The sequence below is a fragment of the Nocardioides sp. NPDC092400 genome (assembly GCF_040684155.1).
Taxonomy (GTDB): Bacteria; Actinomycetota; Actinomycetes; order Propionibacteriales; family Nocardioidaceae; genus Nocardioides.
Genome location: NZ_JBFBFJ010000001.1, coordinates 1,139,366 through 1,155,293, shown reverse-complemented (window position 1 = coordinate 1,155,293; position 15,928 = coordinate 1,139,366). Strand labels below are relative to the sequence as shown.

The following is a 15,928-nucleotide window of genomic DNA, read 5'->3' as shown; positions in this document are numbered from 1 at the left end:
CGCCGGCCCGCGCCGGCCTGCGCCGGCCTGCGGGTCAGTGCCGGGCCGACGCGTCGTCGCGGGCGTGCGCCTCCCGGCGGCGGGAGCGGGCGTGGTCGACCGCCGCGACGGACAGCGCGAGCGCCAGCACCCCGAAGAGGTAGACCTTCGCCACGCCCTCGGGCACCTCGCCGACGTACCGGTGCACCAGCCCGAGGACGACCATCCCGAGCGCCACCACGAACCCCGGCAGGAGCACCAGCGCGCCCACCTGGAGCGCCTGCTCGTCGCGTGCGGCCCGGTCGCGCATGCCACCAGCATGCGTCCCCGACCGCCCGGCCGCCACCCTCACCGCGCCGGGCGGCGCGCGGGTCGCAGACGTGCCCGGACCGCGTTGCCGGCGCAGAGCACCACGACCAGCCCGCCGACGACGGTGGCGGTGCCGACCTGCTCGCCGAGCAGCAGGGCGGCCCAGCCGATGGAGAGGACCGGCTGGGCGAGCTGGACCTGGCTGACCTGGGCCATCGGGCCGATCGCGAGGCCGCGGTACCAGGCGAAGAAGCCGAGGAACATGCTGACGACACCCAGGTACGCGAAGGCCGCCCACTCCGCCGACGTCGCGCGGGGCGCCTCGGCACGCACGGCGACCACGGTGAGCGCACCCATCAGCGGGGAGCAGACGACCAGGGCCCACGACACCGTCTGCCAGGCGCCGAGCTCACGGGCGAGCAGCCCGCCCTCGGCGTACCCGACCGCCGCGGCGACGACGGCACCGAGCAGCAGGAGGTCCGCCCACCGGAGGTGACCGAGGCCGGCCCCGCCCGACCCGAGGCTGGCGAACAGGACGGTCGCGACGGCGCCGAGCGCGGAGGCGACCCAGAACGCCGCCGGCGGCCGCTCCCGCCCGCGCACCACCGCGAGCACCGCGGTGGCGGCGGGGAGCAGGGCGATGACGACCGCGCCGTGGCTCGCGGGCGCCGACGTGAGCGCGAACGAGGTGAGCAGCGGGAAGCCGACGACGACGCCGAGACCCACGACCGCGAGCCGGGCCCACTGCCGCCCCCGGGGCAGCCGCTGCCGGGTGAGGGCCAGGGCCAGCGCGGCGAGGACGGCGGCGACGACGGCGCGACCCGCGCCGATGAAGACCGGGGACAGGCCGCCCACCGCGAACCGGGTGAGGGGGACGGTGAAGGAGAAGGCCAGCACGCCGAGCGAACCCCAGGCGAGCCCGGCCCGGGCCGGCGCCGCTGCCGGCGTCGAGGCCCGCGGCGACGTCGGCGTTGGTAACGGCTTGCCGGGCGGGTGAGTAGCGCTATCGTCGATCTTCATGTCCGACAGTAGCAGCGGGCGGATCGCCGCCGACCTGCGCGCCTGGGTCGGCGCGTCCGCCCCCGGCGCGCGCCTCCCCTCGACCCGGGAGCTGGTGGCGCGCCACCAGGCCAGCCCGGTGACGGTGCAGCGTGCGCTGCGGGCGCTGCTGGCCGAGGGCCTCGTCGAGAGCCGGCCCGGGGTGGGCACGTTCGTCCTCGGGCCACGACGCGCACGGGCCGCCGACCACGGCTGGCAGACCGCCGCCCTGGGCGCGCCGCCGGCGCGGATCGGCTCGGTGTCCACGACGCTGCGCAGCGCCCCGAACGACGTCATCGCCCTGCACTCGGGCTACCCCGACCGCGAGCTGCTCCCCGAGCGGCTGGTCCGGGCCGCGCTCACGCGTGCCGCGCGGGGCGCGGGTGCGTCGGCGCGCGCTCCGGTCGCCGGGCTGCCCGAGCTGCAGGCGTGGTTCGCCCAGGAGCTGGCCGGGACGACGCCGGCCGACGTGTCGGCCGTGGCGCCCGGCGACGTCACCGTCCTGCCGGGCAGCCAGAGCGGCCTGACCTCGATCTTCCGGTCGGTCGTGGGGGCCGGTCAGCCGTTGCTGGTGGAGTCCCCGACCTACTGGGGAGCACTCCTCGCCGCCCGCCAGGCCGGGGTCCGGCTCGTGCCCGTCCCGAGCGGGCCCGCCGGTCCGGACCCCACCGAGCTGGACCGCGCCTTCGCGGAGACCGGGGCGCGCGTCCTGTACGCCCAGCCGAGCTACGCCAACCCGACCGGCGCGCAGTGGCCGACCGAGGTGAGCCGCACGGTGCTCGAGGTGGTGCGGTCCCGCCACGCCTTCCTCGTCGAGGACGACTGGGCGCACGACTTCGGCATCAGCACGACCGTCACGCCGCTCGCCGGCCTCGACGACGCCGGCCACGTCATCCACCTGCGGTCGCTGACCAAGAGCGTCTCCCCCGCCGTCCGGGTGGCGGCGGTGGTCGCCCGCGGTCCCGTGCGGGACCGGATCCGGGCCGACCGCACCGTGGAGTCGATGTACGTCAGCCCCGTCCTGCAGGCCGCCGCGCTCGACGTCGTCACCGACCCCGGGTGGACCACCCACCGGCGCCGGCTCCGCGACCAGCTCCGCGACCGCCGCGACCTGCTCGCCCGGGCGCTGCGGGACCACGCGCCGCAGGCCGTCGTCGAGCACCTGCCGCCGGGCGGGCTCAACCTGTGGGCCCGGCTGCCCGACGGCACGGACCTCGAGCGCCTGGGCGCGGACTGCGAGCGGGCGGGCCTGCTGGTCGGCGCCGGGACCGAGTGGTTCCCGGCCGAGCCGGCGGCGCCGTACCTGCGGCTGAACTACGCGGGGCCGGACCCCTCGGCCTTCCCCGGGGCGGCGCGGATCCTCGGCGCGGCCCTGTCCGGCGTCACGGGCTGACGTCGTCAGCGCTGCACGACGGCGGGTGCGGCGCCGTGGGTCCCTCCGGCGTCGAGCTGGTCGGCCGCGGAGACGACCAGCCCGCCGAGCAGGAACGCCGCGATCGCGGCGACCAGGGTCGAGGTCGCGAACGACGGGATGAACCGCCGTGCGCCGGTCGGGTCGGCCGGGGCGTCGTGGTACCCGTGGGTGAGCGCGTGGCCCTTCCCGCGCTGCAGGAGGTACCGGTTGACCGGGTACGCCGCGAGGAACGCCACGGCGAGCGCGATCGGCATGCCGACCCAGAAGGTGACGTCGACCAGGCCGGCGCCCATCGCCCCCGGTATCAGCGCCATGACCAGGTTGTCGACGACCTCCATGGTCGCGATGGACAGCGTGTCGGCGGCCAGCACGACGCCCAGCGCGGCGCCGACGCCCAGGCCGGCCTTGACCAGCGGCAGCGTCGAGAGCGTGTACCCGAAGAGGAACGCGAGCCCCACCGCCAGCGCGATCGTCCAGCCGCTCGAGAGGCCGACCGCCGTGCCGATCATCAGGCCGGCGATCTCGCCGATCGCGCAGCCGGTGAGGCAGTGCAGGGTCGCGCTGAGCGCCATCGACCGGCTGCTCCCGTGATCGTGCCCGCTCTCCCGCGCGTGGTGGTGCTCGTGGTCGTGCCCGCCGTGGTGCGCCGTCGCGTGGTCCATGTCGGTGGAACACATACCCCCGGGGGGTGTATTCCACCTGCCGTCGACCGGCGCTCAGGTCGAGAGCACCAGGCCGCTCGTCGGCACGCCGGTGCCCGCGGTGACCAGCACGTGCTCGGCGCCCTCGACCTGGTTGACCGAGGTGCCCCGCAGCTGGCGCACGCCCTCCGCGATGCCGTTCATCCCGTGGATGTAGGCCTCGCCGAGCTGGCCGCCGTGGGTGTTGACCGGCAGTCGTCCGCCGATCTCGATCGCCCCGTCGGCGACGAAGCCCGGCGCCTCGCCGCGCCCGCAGAAGCCGAGCTCCTCCAGCTGCATCAGGACGTACGGCGTGAAGTGGTCGTAGAGGACGGCGACCGGCATGTCCTCGGGCCGGAGGCCGGACTGGCGCCACAGCTCGCGCCCGACCACGCCCATCTCCGGGATGCCGATGTCGTCGCGGTAGTACGACGTCATCACGAACTGGTCCCGGCCGCTCCCTTGCGCCGCGGCCGCGACGTACGCCGGCCTCTGCGGCAGGTCCTTGGCCCGCTCGGCGGAGACCACGACCAGCGCGACCGCGCCGTCGGACTCCTGGCAGCAGTCGAGCAGGTGCAGCGGGTCGGCGATCATCCGTGAGGCCTGGTGGTCCTCGAGGGTGATCGGCCTGCCGTGGAAGAAGGCGTTCGGGTTGGTCGCGGCGTGCCGGCGGTCGGCCACGGCGACGCGGCCGAAGTCCTCGGAGGTGGCGCCGTACTCGTGCATGTAGCGCCGGGCCTGCATCGCCACGGTGGCGGCGGGCGTGCCGAGGCCCATGGGGTAGGTCCAGGCGTTGTCGAGGCCGTTGGTGTTGACCTGGGTGGCCGCGGCGACCGAGACCTGCCCGAAGCGGCTGCCCGAGCGCTCGTTGAAGCCGCGGTAGCAGACCACGACGTCCGCGACACCGGTCGCGACGGCCATCGCCGCCTGCTGCACGGTCGCGCAGGCCGCGCCGCCGCCGTAGTTGATCCGGGAGAAGAACCGCAGCTCCGGCACCCCGAGCTCGCGGGCCACCGCGATCTCCGAGGAGGTGTCCATGGTGAACGTCGTGAGGCCGTCGACGTCGGCCGGCGTCAGGCCGCAGTCGGCGAGCGCGGCGAGGACCGCCTCGACGGAGAGCTGCAGCTCCGAGCGCCCGGACGCCTTGGAGAACTCCGTGGCGCCGATCCCGACGATCGCGGCCTCGCGCGAGAGGCCGGCCATCAGACGGCCACCTTCACGGTGCCGATGACGTGGTCTCCGAGGGAGACCGAGCCGGTCACCCTGAGGGTGGCGACGCCGTCCTCGACCGACTCGACGGAGCCGGTGAAGGTCAGGGTGTCGTAGGGGTAGGCCGGCGCACCGAGGCGGATCGCGATGCCACGCACGTCGGCGTCGTGGCCGGCCCACTCGGTGACGTAGCGCTCCACCAGCGCGGTCGAGGTCAGGATGTTGACGAAGATGTCCTTCGACCCGGCCGCCTGGGCGATGTCGCGGTCGTGGTGGACGTCCTGGAAGTCGCGGGTGGAGATGGCCGTGCTCACCACGAGGGTGGGCGTGATCGGCAGCTCCCAGGTCGGGATCGTGTCGCCGACGGTCAGGGTGGTCATGTCAGGCCTTCCGCCAGGTCGGGAGGGTCAGGTCGTCGTCGATGCGGTGGAAGTCGACGCGCAGCCGCATGCCGATCGCGATCTCCTCGGCGCTCACGTCGGCGACCTCGCCGACCATGCGGACGCCCTCGTCGAGGTCGATCAGCGCGAGCACGATCGGCAGCTCCTTGCCGGGCACGGGCGGGTGCCGGTGCACGACGTAGGAGAACACCGTGCCGGTGCCGGCCGCGACGACGTAGGACTGGTCGAAGGAGTGGCACTGCGGGCAGGAGGGGCCCGGCGGGAAGCGCAGGGCGCCACAGCCGTTGCACCGCTGGACGCGCAGCTCGCCCGCCGCGGTCCCCTCCCAGAAGAACTCGCTGTCGCGGTTGCGCATCGGGCGGATCACGCCCGGGGTCGTGGAGCCGGTGCCGGTCACGAGGCGGCCGCCTCGGCGCTCGCGCCCTTCGGGACGAACTTCAGGACGCGGAACAGCATCGTCGCGACCACCTCGTCGCCGACGTACCAGGTGTTGCGCGAGGTCACGAAGTAGCCCTCACCCATGCCGGTCCGCTTGGGCCCCACGACCGAGTCGAGGGCGGTGGTGACGCGGACCTGCTCGCCGACCCGGAGGGTACGGCGGTACTCCTGCTCGCAGTTCGTGCCGAGCACGGCGGTGAACCCCTCGTCGGTGAGCACCTTCATCATCCCGTGCAGCGGGTCGTCGGCGGGCGGCTTGCCGCCCAGGCCGTACATCGTCCAGACCTGCGCCATCGACGGCGGCGCCTCGCCCGCCCTCCAGCGCGGGTTGGTGTTTCCCATCGCCTCGAGCCAGTTGTTGATCGTGGGCTGGTTGACCGGGTCGCGGCCGTCGCGCTCGGCGGCCTCGCCGAGCGCCCGGATCCGCTCGGCCTCCGCCATGATCCGCTCGTGCACGGTCTCGCCGGCCGCCTCGCCCGTGCTCATCGGGGCACCCGCGGCAGCCCGAGGCCGAACATCGCGACCAGCTCGCGCTGGACCTCCTGCACGCCGCCGCCGAAGGTGAGGACGAGGTTCCGCTTGGCCTGCGCGTCGAGGTACTCCGCGAGGTGGCGGGTCTCGGCCTCCCCCGGGTCGCCGTACCGGTGCACGATCCGGGTCAGGTCGTCGAGCAGGTGCTGGACCTGGTCGGCGGCGAAGATCTTGGAGGACGACGCGTCGCCCACCGAGACCTCGCCGACCGCGGCCGCGCGGGCGACCTCCCAGTTGAGCAGCTCGTTGACCCGGAACACCGCGGTCGTGCGGCCCATCACCTCCAGCACGTCGGGCCGGTCGGCGACGCCCGCCTTGGTCGCCCAGTCCAGGACGCGGTCGCGCAGGCCCTCGATCCGGCCGGCCGGGCCGAGCATGACCCGCTCGTGGTTGAGCTGGGTGGTGATCAGCTTCCAGCCCTGGTTCTCCTCCCCGACCAGCATGTCGACCGGCACGCGCACGTCGTTGTAGTACGTCGCGTTGACGTGGTGGCTGCCGTCGGCGGTGATGATCGGCGTGAAGGAGTAGCCGGGGTCGGTGGTGTCGACGATGAGGATCGAGATGCCCTTGTGCTTGGGCGCGTCGGGGTCGGTGCGCACGGCGAGCCACACGTAGTCGGCCTGGTGGCCGCCGGTGGTCCACATCTTCTGCCCGTTGACGACGAAGTGGTCGCCGTCGCGCCGGGCGGTCGTGCGCAGCGAGGCCAGGTCGGTGCCGGCGTCGGGCTCGGAGTAGCCGATCGCGAAGTGGACGTCGCCCTCGAGGATCCGCTTGAGGAACAGGTCCTTCTGCTTCTGGGTGCCGTAGCGGATCAGCGTCGGCCCGACGGTCTGCAGCGTCACGGCCGGCAGGTGCACGTCGGCGTGCTGCGCCTCGTTGGCGAAGATCGTCTGCTCGATCTCGCCGAGCCCGTGGCCGCCGTACTCCTTCGGCCAGCCGACGCCCATCCAGCCGTCGGTGCCCATCTGCCGCACGACGCGCTGGTAGGTCGGACCGTGCCGGTCCTTGCCCATGTCGAGGTGCTGGTCGTGGTCGGCGAGGTTGGTGAAGTAGGTCCGCAGCTCGGCCTTGAGCGCGCGCTGGTCGGCGCTGAGCTCGAGGTTCTTGGTGGTCGGGTCCTCCACGCGGACCTGCTCGGGCCGGGTGTCGAGGGCGTGCACGACGTCCATGACCCAGGAGTAGTAGTGGTGCATCGGGTAGGTCTCGTCGACGCCCATGCCGCCGTGGAGGTGGTGGCAGGTGCGCATGGCGCGGGGCGCCTCGGCCGAGATCCAGTACGCCGCGACGGCGAGGTCGTCGGTGGCGTCGAGGCCCTGCTCGATGCGCCAGGCGGCGTTCGCGCCGGCGAGGTCGGCGAGGCGCGAGGTGATGTAGACGTCCGCGACCTGCATCGCGACCGCCTGGAACTCCGCCAGCGACCGCCCGAACTGGGTGCGCCCCTTGACGTAGGCCGCGGTCAGGTCGCGTGCGCCGGCGACGACGCCCGCGGCGGTCAGCACCAGGCCGGCGACGGCGTGCTCGCGCAGCGCGCGGGCGGCGTCCGGTCCGCCGACCAGCTCGGCCGGCGCGCCGTCGAGGACGACGGTGTGCTCGGGGACCCGGGCGGAGGACGGCGACTCGAGCAGCTCCACACCCGGACCCTGCGGGTCGACGAGCACGAGGACGGGCTCGCCGCCCTCCCCGCCGCGGGTCGCGGTGACCAGCAGGCGGCCGGCAGCGTCGGCGTACGTCACCCCGACCTTGCGGCCGGAGACGGTCCCGTCGGCGTACGTCGTGGAGGGGGCGGCGACCGCGGCGGAGCCGAGCCCGGCACCGACCTCGCGCAGCGCCGGCGTCAGCAGCAGGTCACCGGCCGCGACGGCGGGCAGCAACGCCCGCTGCTGCTCCTCGGAGCCGTGGGCCGCGAGGACGAGCGCGCCGCAGCACAGCGTCTCCCAGACCGGGAGGTGTCGGGCACGCGTGCCGGTCTCGCGCAGCAGGACCGCGACCTCGGCGAGGCCGAGCCCCTCTCCCCCGTGCTCGGTCGGCACCGGGAGGGCGGTGAGGCCGTTGGCGGCCAGGGCCGCCCAGTCCTCGCGCCAGCTGTCGGTGCTGCGGTCGAGCGCCTCGGTGATGACCGACCGGACGGCGTCGAGCGACTCCGCCCGCTCGGTGTCCAGCTCGGTGTAGCCGTCCGTACCCACGTCCGTCTCCTCACGACTCGGGCTTCTGCCCACCCGAAACTGTAACGTGTTCTAGCACAGCACGACCTCGTCGCGAGGAGGCGATCCCACTGGCTCTCCCGAGCCCCCGCAGCGTGCTCCGACGGGTCTACCTGCCGTGGGCGCGGATCCCCGCCGGCACGACGGTCGAGCTGCCCGGTCGCGGCACGACGTACGTCACCGACACCGCCGGGCCCTCGGCCCGGTCCACGCCGATCGTGCTGCTCCACGCGCTGGGGTGCACGGGACTGCTGACGTGGTACCCGGCGATCGAAGCACTCTCGCGCCGGTTCCGCGTGGTCACTCTCGACCAGCGGTGGCACGGCCAGGGGATCCGCAGCGACGACTTCTCCCTGCGCGACTGCGCGGACGACGTGGCCGCGCTCTGCGACGTGCTGGGGCTGGACCGCGTGGTCGTCGGCGGCTACTCGATGGGCGGCGTCGTCGCCCAGCGCGTGTGGCGCCAGCACCCCGGGTTGGTGGCCGGCCTGGTGCTGGCCGCCACGAGCGACCGGTTCCGCAACAACCCGGTCGAGCAGGGGTTCTTCGCCGGGATGGGGGTGACCATGCTCGCCGCCCGAGGCGTCTCCCGCTCGCGCACGGCGGTCCGCGCGGCGCGCGGGGCCACCGGTCTGCGGCCCACCGACGTCCATGACTGGGCGCTGCGAGAGCTGCGCAGCACCAGCCCGTGGGCGGTCGGCCAGGCGCTCAGCGCACTCGGCGGCCACCACTCCCAGCCCTGGATCGGCCGCATCGACGCGCCGACCGCCGTCGTCGCGACCCTGGGCGACCGCGTCATCCCCGTCCAGCGCCAGCTCGCGCTGGCCTGCCGCATCCCCGGCGCCACCGTGCACGAGGTGGACGCCGGGCACGCCGGGTGCGTGCTGCAGGCCGAGCTCTTCGTCCCGCGCTTCGTCGAGGCGGCGACGACCGTCGACGCCCGGCGCCGCGACGTCAGCCGCTGACGCCGCGGGACCATGGGACCCGTGACCGCCTACCTCGCCTGGACCGCAGCACCACCCGAGGACCTCGTCGGGCCGTGGTCCGAGGTCCGGCAGATCGCCCCGGGACTGCTCGCGGTCGAGAGCACCGAGCACCTCTCGGCGGTCTACCACGCGCTGAAGTGGTCGCTGCCGGACGACTCCGCGCTGATCGTCGTCCCGCTGCACCACACGCCGAAGTCCCGCGGCATGGCGCCCGGCACCACGTCGTGGCTGCGCGCGCGGACCTCCGGCCCCGCCGACTGACCCCCGCGGCGCGGCCTACCGGGGGGAGCGGCCGCGTGCCACCATCGGGGCATGGGCCGCACCGAGGACCGGGACCGCGCGGCGGACGAGCGCGACCTCGCGCTGGACCAGCGCGAGATCGACCTGGAGCAGCGCTCGAGCACCGCGGACGCGCGCGACGTCGCCGCCGACGAGCGGGACCGGGCCGCCGAGGACCGCACGCGGGTCCAGCGCGGCGGCGGCGCGGCGCAGGATGCCCGGCAGCGCGCCACGGACCGCCTCGCGGAGGAGCGGCGCCGGGCGGCGGACGAGCGCGACGCGACGGCCGACGCACGCGAGCACGCCGCCGAGGACCGCGACGCCGCCGCCGACGAGCGCGACCACGGGGCCGACCTGCGGGACCGGGACGCCGACCAGCGGGAGATCGCCGAGGCGATGCGGTCGTCGGCCGAGGGCCGATGAGTCCGACCGGCGGTCGCGGTCCGACGGGCATGGACCAGCTGTTGCGAGTGCAGAACTTCACCGTCTCCCGGGACGGGTACGGCGCCGGCGAGGACCAGAGCCTCGAACGGCCGATGGGTGACCTGGACCCGGGTGTCTACTTCGCCTGGGCAGGCGCCACGGCGAGCTGGCCGAACCGTACCGACCCCGGGGGCAGCCGCGGCCTGGACGACTACCTGACCCGGGACTTCGCCCACGGCATCGGCGCCGAGATCATGGGGCGCGGGAAGTTCGGTCCCCAGCGCGGCCCCTGGACCGACCTGGAGTGGCAGGGCTGGTGGGGTGACGAGCCGCCGTTCCACACGCCGGTCTTCGTGATGACCCACCACGTCCGGCCGTCGTTCTCCCTGTCCGACACGACGTTCCACTTCACCGACGCCGAGCCGGCAGACGTCCTCGACCGGGCCCGCGAGGCCGCCGGAGGGCAGGACGTGCGGCTGGGCGGGGGCGCCCGGACGATCCGCGCTTTCCTGGACGCCGACCTGGTGGACACGATGCACGTGGCCGTCGTGCCGACCGAGCTCGGCGCCGGGTCCCGGTTGTGGGAGTCGCCGGACGAGCTCCGCGACCGCTTCCACCTCGACGTCGTGCCGAGCAGCAGCGGCGTCACGCACCACCTGTTCTGGCGCCGCTGAGCGACGCCGGGACCGGCTCAGCCGCGGGCGATCCAGCGCGTGGCGCTCCGGCCCTCGGGCGGGCGGACGGAGTCGGAGCCGTTCTCGGTGAGCACCGCCACGCGGACCGCGCCGTGGTCACCGTCGTGGAGGCAGGTCAAGGGCATGACGAGGCGGACCGCCTTGCCGTTCCACCGCAGCCGGTGGTCCTCACAGGTGACCGGGCTGGGCCCGGACGTCGTGTCGGTGAAGGCGCCGGGGAGCACGCCCGCACCCTGCCACGTGCGCGGCCGGAGCGGAACGCCCGTCGCCAGCGGTGGCCGGGACGCGTCCGGATCGCTAGCGTCACGCGCATGCCGATCAAGCTCGAGAACGTCGGGATCGCGGTCCGCGACCTCGAGGCGACCATCGCCTTCTTCACCGACCTCGGGCTCACCGTCCTCGGTCGGGACACGGTCAGCGGCGAGTGGTCCGACACAGCCGTCGGTCTCACCGGCAACCACGCGAGGATCGCGATGCTGCAGACGCCGGACGGGCACGGGCGGCTCGAGCTGTTCGAGCACATCCACCCCGAGCCGATCGCGACCGAGCCCACGCAGCCGCACGAGATCGGCATGCACCGCGTGGCCTTCTCGGTCGATGACCTGGACGCGGCCCTCGAGGTCGCGGCGCGGCACGGCTGCTACCCGCTGGGAGGCGTGGCGAGGTACCAGGACGTGTACGCGCTCACCTACGTCCGCGGCCCCAGCGGCATCATCGTCATGCTCGCCGAGGAGCTGCAGGAGGGCGCACCGGACCAGGTCTGAGGCGCCGACTCAGCCGGTGGTGCGACCACCCGGAACGACGAGCCCGCTCTCGTAGGCCACGACCACCCCCTGGGCGCGGCTCGCGAGCCCCAGCTTGGACATCACGCGCTTCACGTGGGTCTTCACCGTCGACTCGCTCAGGACGAGCCGCGTCGCGATCTCCTCGTTGCTCAGGCCGTTGCCGACCAGTTGGAGCACCTCGGTCTCCCGGACGGTCAGCGCGTCCAGCGACTGCGGAGCACCGCGCTGCCCGGCGTGGCGGTCGGCGTAGGACTCCACGAGCCGCCGCGTGACCGTCGGGGCGATGAGCACCTGGTCGGCGGCCGCCAGCTGCAGCGCGGTGAGGATCTGGGCGGGCGGGGTGTCCTTGAGCAGGAAGCCCGCGGCGCCGGCGCCGAGCGCGGCCACCACGTAGTCGTCGAGGTCGAAGGTCGTCAGCACCACCACCTTGACGGAGTCGGGCGGCTGCGGGCCCGCCAGGATGCGGCGCGTGGCCTCCACCCCGTCGGTGCCGGGCATGCGGATGTCCATCAGCACGACGTCCGGGCGGAGCTCGGCGGCCAGCCGCACGGCGTCCTCGCCGTCCGCGGCCTCGCCGACCGCCTCGAAGCCCGGCGCGGCCGCGAGCAACGCGAGCAGCCCGCCGCGGATCAACGGCTGGTCGTCGACGACCAGCACCCGGATGGTCACGAGGCACGCCCCGTCGACACCGGCGCGGCACGGCGGGCGGGCTCACCGGTCACCGGCGCGGCAGCCAGCGGGAGTCGCAGGCACACGGCGAACCCGCCGCCGGGTCGGGGACCGGCGTCGAGCACCCCGCCGAAGAGCTCGGCGCGCTCGCGCATGCCGGTGAGGCCGAAGCCGTCCCGGGCGCCGGCGGACGCCCCCCGGCCGTCGTCGGCGACGGTGAGGCTGAGCACCCGTGGGCCGAGGTCGAGGGTCACCTCGGCACGGTGGGTGCCGGCGTGCCTGAGGACGTTGGTGAGCGCCTCCTGGGCGGTGCGGTAGACGCACAGCTCCCGCCCGGCGCCGATCGGTCGCGGCTCCCCGGTGCGGGTCACGGTCACCGTCAGGCCGGCCGGCCCGAGCCGGTCGGCCAGCTGGTCGAGGTCGGCCAGGCCCGGCTGGGGCGCGAAGCCGGCGCCGTCCTCGTCCGTGCGCAACGCCTCCAGCATCCGCCGCATGTCGGCCAGCGCCTCGCGCGTGGCGTCGTTGGCGTCGACCAGCGCGGCTCGGGCCGCCGGCACGTCCGTGTCGACGACGAAGCGGGCGACACCGGTCTGCAGCGCCACGACCGACATGTGGTGGGCGACGACGTCGTGCAGCTCCCGGGCGATGCGGGTGCGCTCGTCGGAGACCGAGCGCTCGGCCCGGGCTGCGGCGTCCTGCGCGAGCACCGCCCACCGCCGGGTGCTGTCGCCCAGCGCCCACGCGCAGAGCAGCAGCACGACGGCCTGGCCGACCAGGGCCCAGGTCACCCCGTCGACGCGCAGGTAGGTGACCGCCAGCACCGCGAGCGGCATCAGGAAGAGGACGGCGACCGTCGCTCGGGGCCTGACCGTCGCGACCGTGAAGAGTGCGATCACCAGGCCGATCGCGGCGCTCGGCGTGTCCTCGTGGCCCAGCAGCGCGTAGCCGCCGAGGGCCAGCGTGATGACGGTCAGCGTCGCGGTGGGGGCCACCTGGCGGGCGGCGAGCGGCGCCACGGAGAGCACCGCCAGGACGGCACCGGCCGGGCCCACCTCGGACGAGCCGAGCGCCGCGACGAGCGAGAGGCACGAGAGCATGAACGCCACCGACACGTCCACCAGCACCGGGGTCCGCAACAGCCGCATGACGCTCAGCGTAGGGACGGACCGAGCACGCGTCGTCGCCCGTGCGGGGTGCTCGGTCGTACCTCCGTGGGGGTAGGCGGGTCGACCACGCCAGGGGGACGACGCGAGGGGCCGGACACGGCAGCGTCGAGGCCATGACCCCGAACCGATGCAAGAGATGGATGACCACGACGGGCATGGGCGCCGCGGCGGCGGCAGTCGTCGCGGCGACGCTGGTCGCACCGGCCACGGCCTCGGCACCGTCCCCCCAGTCCGGTGCGCCGGACCGGCCCCTCCGCAGCACGCTGCAGCGGGACGCCGAGCGGCTCGTCGACCTCGGCGCCCCGGGCGTGCTGGTCGACCTCCGCACCCCCGCGCGGCGGGTGAAGGTGCGGTCCGGCGTCGCGGACACCGCGACCGGGGAGCCGGTCCCCTGGCGCGCGCACTTCCGCGTGGGCAGCCTCACCAAGCCGTTCGTCAGCACCGCCCTCCTGCAGCTGGTCGGCCGCGGCCGGTTGTCGTTGGACGACAGGGTCGCGGACTGGTTGCCCGCGCTGGTCCGGGACCACGAGGACGCCGGCCGGGTCACCGTTCGACAGCTCCTGCAGCACACCAGCGGCCTGCCCGACTACCTGGGCGGCCTTCCCTGGCTGTTCTCCCAGCAGGGGTTCGAGAAGCACCGGTTCGACACGGTGACGTCCCGACGGGCGGTGCGGATCGCGCTCGCCATGGAGCCGCTGTTCGCCCCGGGCACCTCGTGGAGCTACTCCAACACCAACTACCGGCTCGCCGCGATGATCGTCACGAAGGTCACCGGCCGGTCGTGGCGGGCGGCCGTCCGCCACGGCATCGTCGAGCCGCTCGGCCTCGACGGGACGGTGCTGCCGGGCACCCGCACCGGCCTGCCGGAGCCGCACGCCGTCGGCTACGAGCGCTTCCCCGGCCCCGACCCCACCCCGGAGGACCCGGGGTACGGCGAGCCGATCGACGCGACGCGGCAGGACCCGTCGTGGGGTGGAGCCGCCGGCGAGATCATCAGCACCACCCGCGACACCAACCGGTTCCTGCGGGCGCTGGTCCGCGGGAGGCTCCTCGAGCCCGCCGAGCAGGCCGAGCTGATGAGCACCGTGCCGAACGACGAGGCGTTCCAGCAGAGCTGGCCCGGGTCGCGCTACGGCCTCGGCCTGGAGCTGACCCCGGTCTCGTGCGGGACGGCCTGGTCCCACGGCGGGGACATCCTCGGCTTCGCGACCCGCAACGCGGTGCTCGCCGACGGCAGCCGCAGCGTGACGATCACGATGAACACCGACTCGTTCGTCCCGCGCCCCGGGGTCCGGGTCCCCCGCCGCGAGATGACCCGGACCCTCATCGACCACGCGCTCTGCGGCACCGGCCGCGAGTGAGCGGCGCGGGTGAGCGGCCCGGGCAGCATCCGGCGTCCCGGGTGAGCACCCCCGTCCCGGGCGACTAGGCTCCCGCCGTGCACCCCACGACGCGACGGGACGCCCGGGCCGCCGGCCCCCAGGCCGGCCCTGCCCGATGACGGGGCTCGCCGAGACCGTGACCCCCGTCGAGCGGAGCGCTGCGCACCCCGACAGCGCCGAGACCTACCCCGGGCTCGGCGACCTGCTGGGGCGGGCGCGCGCGACCATGCACGCCGACACCGCGACCGTGCTCGTGCTCGACCGCACCCGGACGCTGCTGGAGCCGGCGGCCACGGTCGGCCTCGACCGCACCCTGCGGCGCGCCCGCCGCGTGCCGGTCGGCGAGGGGTTCGCCGGACGGGTCGCCCAGACCCGCCAGCCGGTGACGCTCACCGAGGTCGACAGCTCCACCGTCATCAACCCCGTCCTCATCGACCACGGCGTGAAGTCGCTCCTCGGCGTCCCCGTCATGGACGGCTCCGAGCTCATCGGTGTCCTGCACGTCGGCTACCTCCACCGGCACCCCGCCACGGACACCGAGCTGCGCTCGCTCACGGACCTCGCGGCGGAGCTCGGGGCGGCGCTGCACGACCGGTTCGTCGACAGCGAGCACACCGCCGCCCTGGTCCTCCAGCGGAGCCTCCTGCCCACCGCCGTCGAGACCCCGCCCGGGATATCCATCGCGGCCCGCTACGTGCCCACTGACGGCGACCTCGGCGGCGACTGGTACGACGTCTTCGAGCTGCCCGACGGACGCCTCGCGCTCGTGATGGGCGACGTCCTGGGCCACGGCCTCGACGCGGCGGTCGTCATGGGCCGCCTGCGCAGCGCCCTGCGTGCCTACGCCCTGGACTACGACGACCCGGCGGAGGTGCTCGCCCGGCTGGACCGCAAGATCTGCCACTTCGAGCCCGACGCCCTCGCCACGGTCACCCTCGGCATCGGCCGAGCACCGTTCACGGAGTGGTCGTTCAGCTCGGCCGGTCACTTCCCGCCGCTCGTCGCCACGCCCGGCGAGCCCGCCCAGGTGGCCGACCTGGTCACCGACCGGCTCCTGGGGATGGATCCCGACACCGTCCGGCACAGCAAGGTCGTCACCGTCCCGGCCGGCGGGTCGATCTGCCTCTACACCGACGGCCTGGTCGAGCGGCGCCCGGCCCACGGCCGCTCGTCCACCGACATCCTCGACGACAACACCGCGCGTCTCGCAGCCGTCCTGGCGGGCGCGGACGACCCCGAGATGGCGTGCATCCGCGGGCTCGCGGAGGTGGTCGGCGACCACGCGGCCGAGGACGACATCGCCATCCTGGTGGCCCGGGTCGACGCGCCCTAGGGCGCCCTGC

The 15,928-nt window shown here is 74.6% G+C and carries 19 protein-coding genes; 8 read left to right on the top strand and 11 right to left on the bottom strand.

Translation table 11 applies throughout. The annotated features are described in order from the left end of the window. Positions 1-34: 34 nt before the first annotated feature. Both AB0N29_RS05685 and AB0N29_RS05680 read right to left on the bottom strand, forming a co-directional pair. On the bottom strand, positions 35-289 hold the full coding sequence (locus tag AB0N29_RS05685; protein WP_364864808.1) for a hypothetical protein: 255 nt from the start codon (positions 287-289) through the stop codon (positions 35-37). A gap of 38 nt (positions 290-327) precedes the next feature. Then, on the bottom strand, positions 328-1,308 hold the full coding sequence (locus AB0N29_RS05680) for a DMT family transporter (RefSeq protein WP_364864806.1): 981 nt from the start codon (positions 1,306-1,308) through the stop codon (positions 328-330). On the opposite strand from AB0N29_RS05680, the gene AB0N29_RS05675 reads away from it, so the two are divergent. Then, the gene (locus tag AB0N29_RS05675; RefSeq protein ID WP_364864804.1) at positions 1,307-2,719 is read left to right on the top strand and encodes a PLP-dependent aminotransferase family protein; all 1,413 of its coding nucleotides are present in this window, start codon (positions 1,307-1,309) and stop codon (positions 2,717-2,719) included. The two genes, AB0N29_RS05680 and AB0N29_RS05675, sit on opposite strands and share 2 nt — an antisense overlap. A gap of 5 nt (positions 2,720-2,724) precedes the next feature. Here the strand turns inward: AB0N29_RS05675 and AB0N29_RS05670 are convergent, their stop codons facing one another. From AB0N29_RS05670 to AB0N29_RS05645, 6 genes are read right to left on the bottom strand one after another with little or no spacing between them, the layout of a single operon-like run. Next, positions 2,725-3,402: a DUF4396 domain-containing protein gene (locus AB0N29_RS05670; protein ID WP_364864802.1), complete on the bottom strand. Its 678-nt coding sequence runs from the start codon at positions 3,400-3,402 to the stop codon at positions 2,725-2,727. A 54-nt stretch (positions 3,403-3,456) separates the two neighbouring features. Beyond that, the gene (locus tag AB0N29_RS05665; protein WP_364864800.1) at positions 3,457-4,623 is read right to left on the bottom strand and encodes a lipid-transfer protein; all 1,167 of its coding nucleotides are present in this window, start codon (positions 4,621-4,623) and stop codon (positions 3,457-3,459) included. Further along, positions 4,623-5,009, bottom strand: coding sequence for a MaoC family dehydratase (locus AB0N29_RS05660; protein ID WP_302271102.1), 387 nt, complete (start codon positions 5,007-5,009; stop codon positions 4,623-4,625). Before AB0N29_RS05660 ends, AB0N29_RS05665 begins: the two co-directional genes overlap by 1 nt. 1 nt (position 5,010) lies before the next feature. Further along, positions 5,011-5,427: a Zn-ribbon domain-containing OB-fold protein gene (locus tag AB0N29_RS05655; protein ID WP_364864797.1), complete on the bottom strand. Its 417-nt coding sequence runs from the start codon at positions 5,425-5,427 to the stop codon at positions 5,011-5,013. After that, on the bottom strand, positions 5,424-5,954 hold the full coding sequence (locus AB0N29_RS05650) for a MaoC family dehydratase N-terminal domain-containing protein (protein ID WP_302271099.1): 531 nt from the start codon (positions 5,952-5,954) through the stop codon (positions 5,424-5,426). Before AB0N29_RS05650 ends, AB0N29_RS05655 begins: the two co-directional genes overlap by 4 nt. Beyond that, positions 5,951-8,182, bottom strand: coding sequence for an acyl-CoA dehydrogenase (locus AB0N29_RS05645; RefSeq protein WP_302271098.1), 2,232 nt, complete (start codon positions 8,180-8,182; stop codon positions 5,951-5,953). Before AB0N29_RS05645 ends, AB0N29_RS05650 begins: the two co-directional genes overlap by 4 nt. A 113-nt stretch (positions 8,183-8,295) precedes the next feature. Here AB0N29_RS05645 and AB0N29_RS05640 point away from each other — a divergent pair, with 113 nt between their 5' ends. Genes AB0N29_RS05640 through AB0N29_RS05625 form a run of 4 tightly spaced genes read left to right on the top strand, consistent with a single transcriptional unit; the run spans position 8,296 to position 10,562 of the window. Then, on the top strand, positions 8,296-9,165 hold the full coding sequence (locus tag AB0N29_RS05640) for an alpha/beta hydrolase (protein ID WP_364864794.1): 870 nt from the start codon (positions 8,296-8,298) through the stop codon (positions 9,163-9,165). Positions 9,166-9,186: 21 nt separating this feature from the next. After that, positions 9,187-9,447, top strand: a complete 261-nt coding sequence (locus AB0N29_RS05635; protein WP_364864792.1) for a hypothetical protein — start codon at positions 9,187-9,189, stop codon at positions 9,445-9,447. 51 nt (positions 9,448-9,498) lie between these two features. Continuing rightward, entirely contained in the window at positions 9,499-9,888 is a 390-nt protein-coding gene (locus tag AB0N29_RS05630; RefSeq protein WP_364864790.1) for a hypothetical protein, read from the top strand. Positions 9,889-9,935: 47 nt separating this feature from the next. Further along, entirely contained in the window at positions 9,936-10,562 is a 627-nt protein-coding gene (locus AB0N29_RS05625) for a dihydrofolate reductase family protein (protein WP_302271092.1), read from the top strand. 17 nt (positions 10,563-10,579) lie between these two features. On the opposite strand, the gene AB0N29_RS05620 is transcribed toward AB0N29_RS05625, so the two are convergent. Continuing rightward, entirely contained in the window at positions 10,580-10,807 is a 228-nt protein-coding gene (locus tag AB0N29_RS05620) for a hypothetical protein (protein ID WP_364864786.1), read from the bottom strand. A gap of 87 nt (positions 10,808-10,894) precedes the next feature. On the opposite strand from AB0N29_RS05620, the gene AB0N29_RS05615 reads away from it, so the two are divergent. Further along, on the top strand, positions 10,895-11,347 hold the full coding sequence (locus AB0N29_RS05615; protein WP_364864784.1) for a VOC family protein: 453 nt from the start codon (positions 10,895-10,897) through the stop codon (positions 11,345-11,347). 9 nt (positions 11,348-11,356) lie between these two features. On the opposite strand, the gene AB0N29_RS05610 is transcribed toward AB0N29_RS05615, so the two are convergent. Together AB0N29_RS05610 and AB0N29_RS05605 are read right to left on the bottom strand one after the other, a co-directional pair. Continuing rightward, complete coding sequence (locus tag AB0N29_RS05610) at positions 11,357-12,037, bottom strand: response regulator transcription factor (protein WP_302271088.1); 681 nt, start codon at positions 12,035-12,037, stop codon at positions 11,357-11,359. Continuing rightward, positions 12,034-13,182 carry a sensor histidine kinase gene (locus AB0N29_RS05605; protein WP_364864782.1) on the bottom strand — a complete coding sequence of 383 codons (1,149 nt, stop codon included), beginning with the start codon at positions 13,180-13,182 and terminating at the stop codon, positions 12,034-12,036. The genes AB0N29_RS05610 and AB0N29_RS05605 overlap by 4 nt, the downstream gene beginning before the upstream one ends. Before the next feature lie 134 nt (positions 13,183-13,316). On the opposite strand from AB0N29_RS05605, the gene AB0N29_RS05600 reads away from it, so the two are divergent. After that, a complete protein-coding gene (locus tag AB0N29_RS05600; protein WP_302271085.1) occupies positions 13,317-14,564 on the top strand; it encodes a serine hydrolase domain-containing protein in 1,248 nt (415 codons plus the stop codon). 136 nt (positions 14,565-14,700) lie between these two features. After that, complete coding sequence (locus tag AB0N29_RS05595; protein ID WP_302271084.1) at positions 14,701-15,918, top strand: SpoIIE family protein phosphatase; 1,218 nt, start codon at positions 14,701-14,703, stop codon at positions 15,916-15,918. The last annotated feature ends 10 nt before the right edge of the window (positions 15,919-15,928 follow it).

Coding starts and splice junctions, on each gene's coding strand:
- AB0N29_RS05675 (WP_364864804.1), top strand. CDS start 1,307: ATGTCCGACAGTAGCAGCGGGCGGATCGCCGCCGACCTGCGCGCCTGG.
- AB0N29_RS05630 (WP_364864790.1), top strand. CDS start 9,499: ATGGGCCGCACCGAGGACCGGGACCGCGCGGCGGACGAGCGCGACCTC.
- AB0N29_RS05665 (WP_364864800.1), bottom strand. CDS start 4,623: ATGGCCGGCCTCTCGCGCGAGGCCGCGATCGTCGGGATCGGCGCCACG.
- AB0N29_RS05670 (WP_364864802.1), bottom strand. CDS start 3,402: ATGGACCACGCGACGGCGCACCACGGCGGGCACGACCACGAGCACCAC.
- AB0N29_RS05615 (WP_364864784.1), top strand. CDS start 10,895: ATGCCGATCAAGCTCGAGAACGTCGGGATCGCGGTCCGCGACCTCGAG.
- AB0N29_RS05660 (WP_302271102.1), bottom strand. CDS start 5,009: ATGACCACCCTGACCGTCGGCGACACGATCCCGACCTGGGAGCTGCCG.
- AB0N29_RS05595 (WP_302271084.1), top strand. CDS start 14,701: ATGACGGGGCTCGCCGAGACCGTGACCCCCGTCGAGCGGAGCGCTGCG.
- AB0N29_RS05600 (WP_302271085.1), top strand. CDS start 13,317: ATGACCCCGAACCGATGCAAGAGATGGATGACCACGACGGGCATGGGC.
- AB0N29_RS05650 (WP_302271099.1), bottom strand. CDS start 5,954: ATGAGCACGGGCGAGGCGGCCGGCGAGACCGTGCACGAGCGGATCATG.
- AB0N29_RS05680 (WP_364864806.1), bottom strand. CDS start 1,308: ATGAAGATCGACGATAGCGCTACTCACCCGCCCGGCAAGCCGTTACCA.
- AB0N29_RS05685 (WP_364864808.1), bottom strand. CDS start 289: ATGCGCGACCGGGCCGCACGCGACGAGCAGGCGCTCCAGGTGGGCGCG.
- AB0N29_RS05605 (WP_364864782.1), bottom strand. CDS start 13,182: ATGCGGCTGTTGCGGACCCCGGTGCTGGTGGACGTGTCGGTGGCGTTC.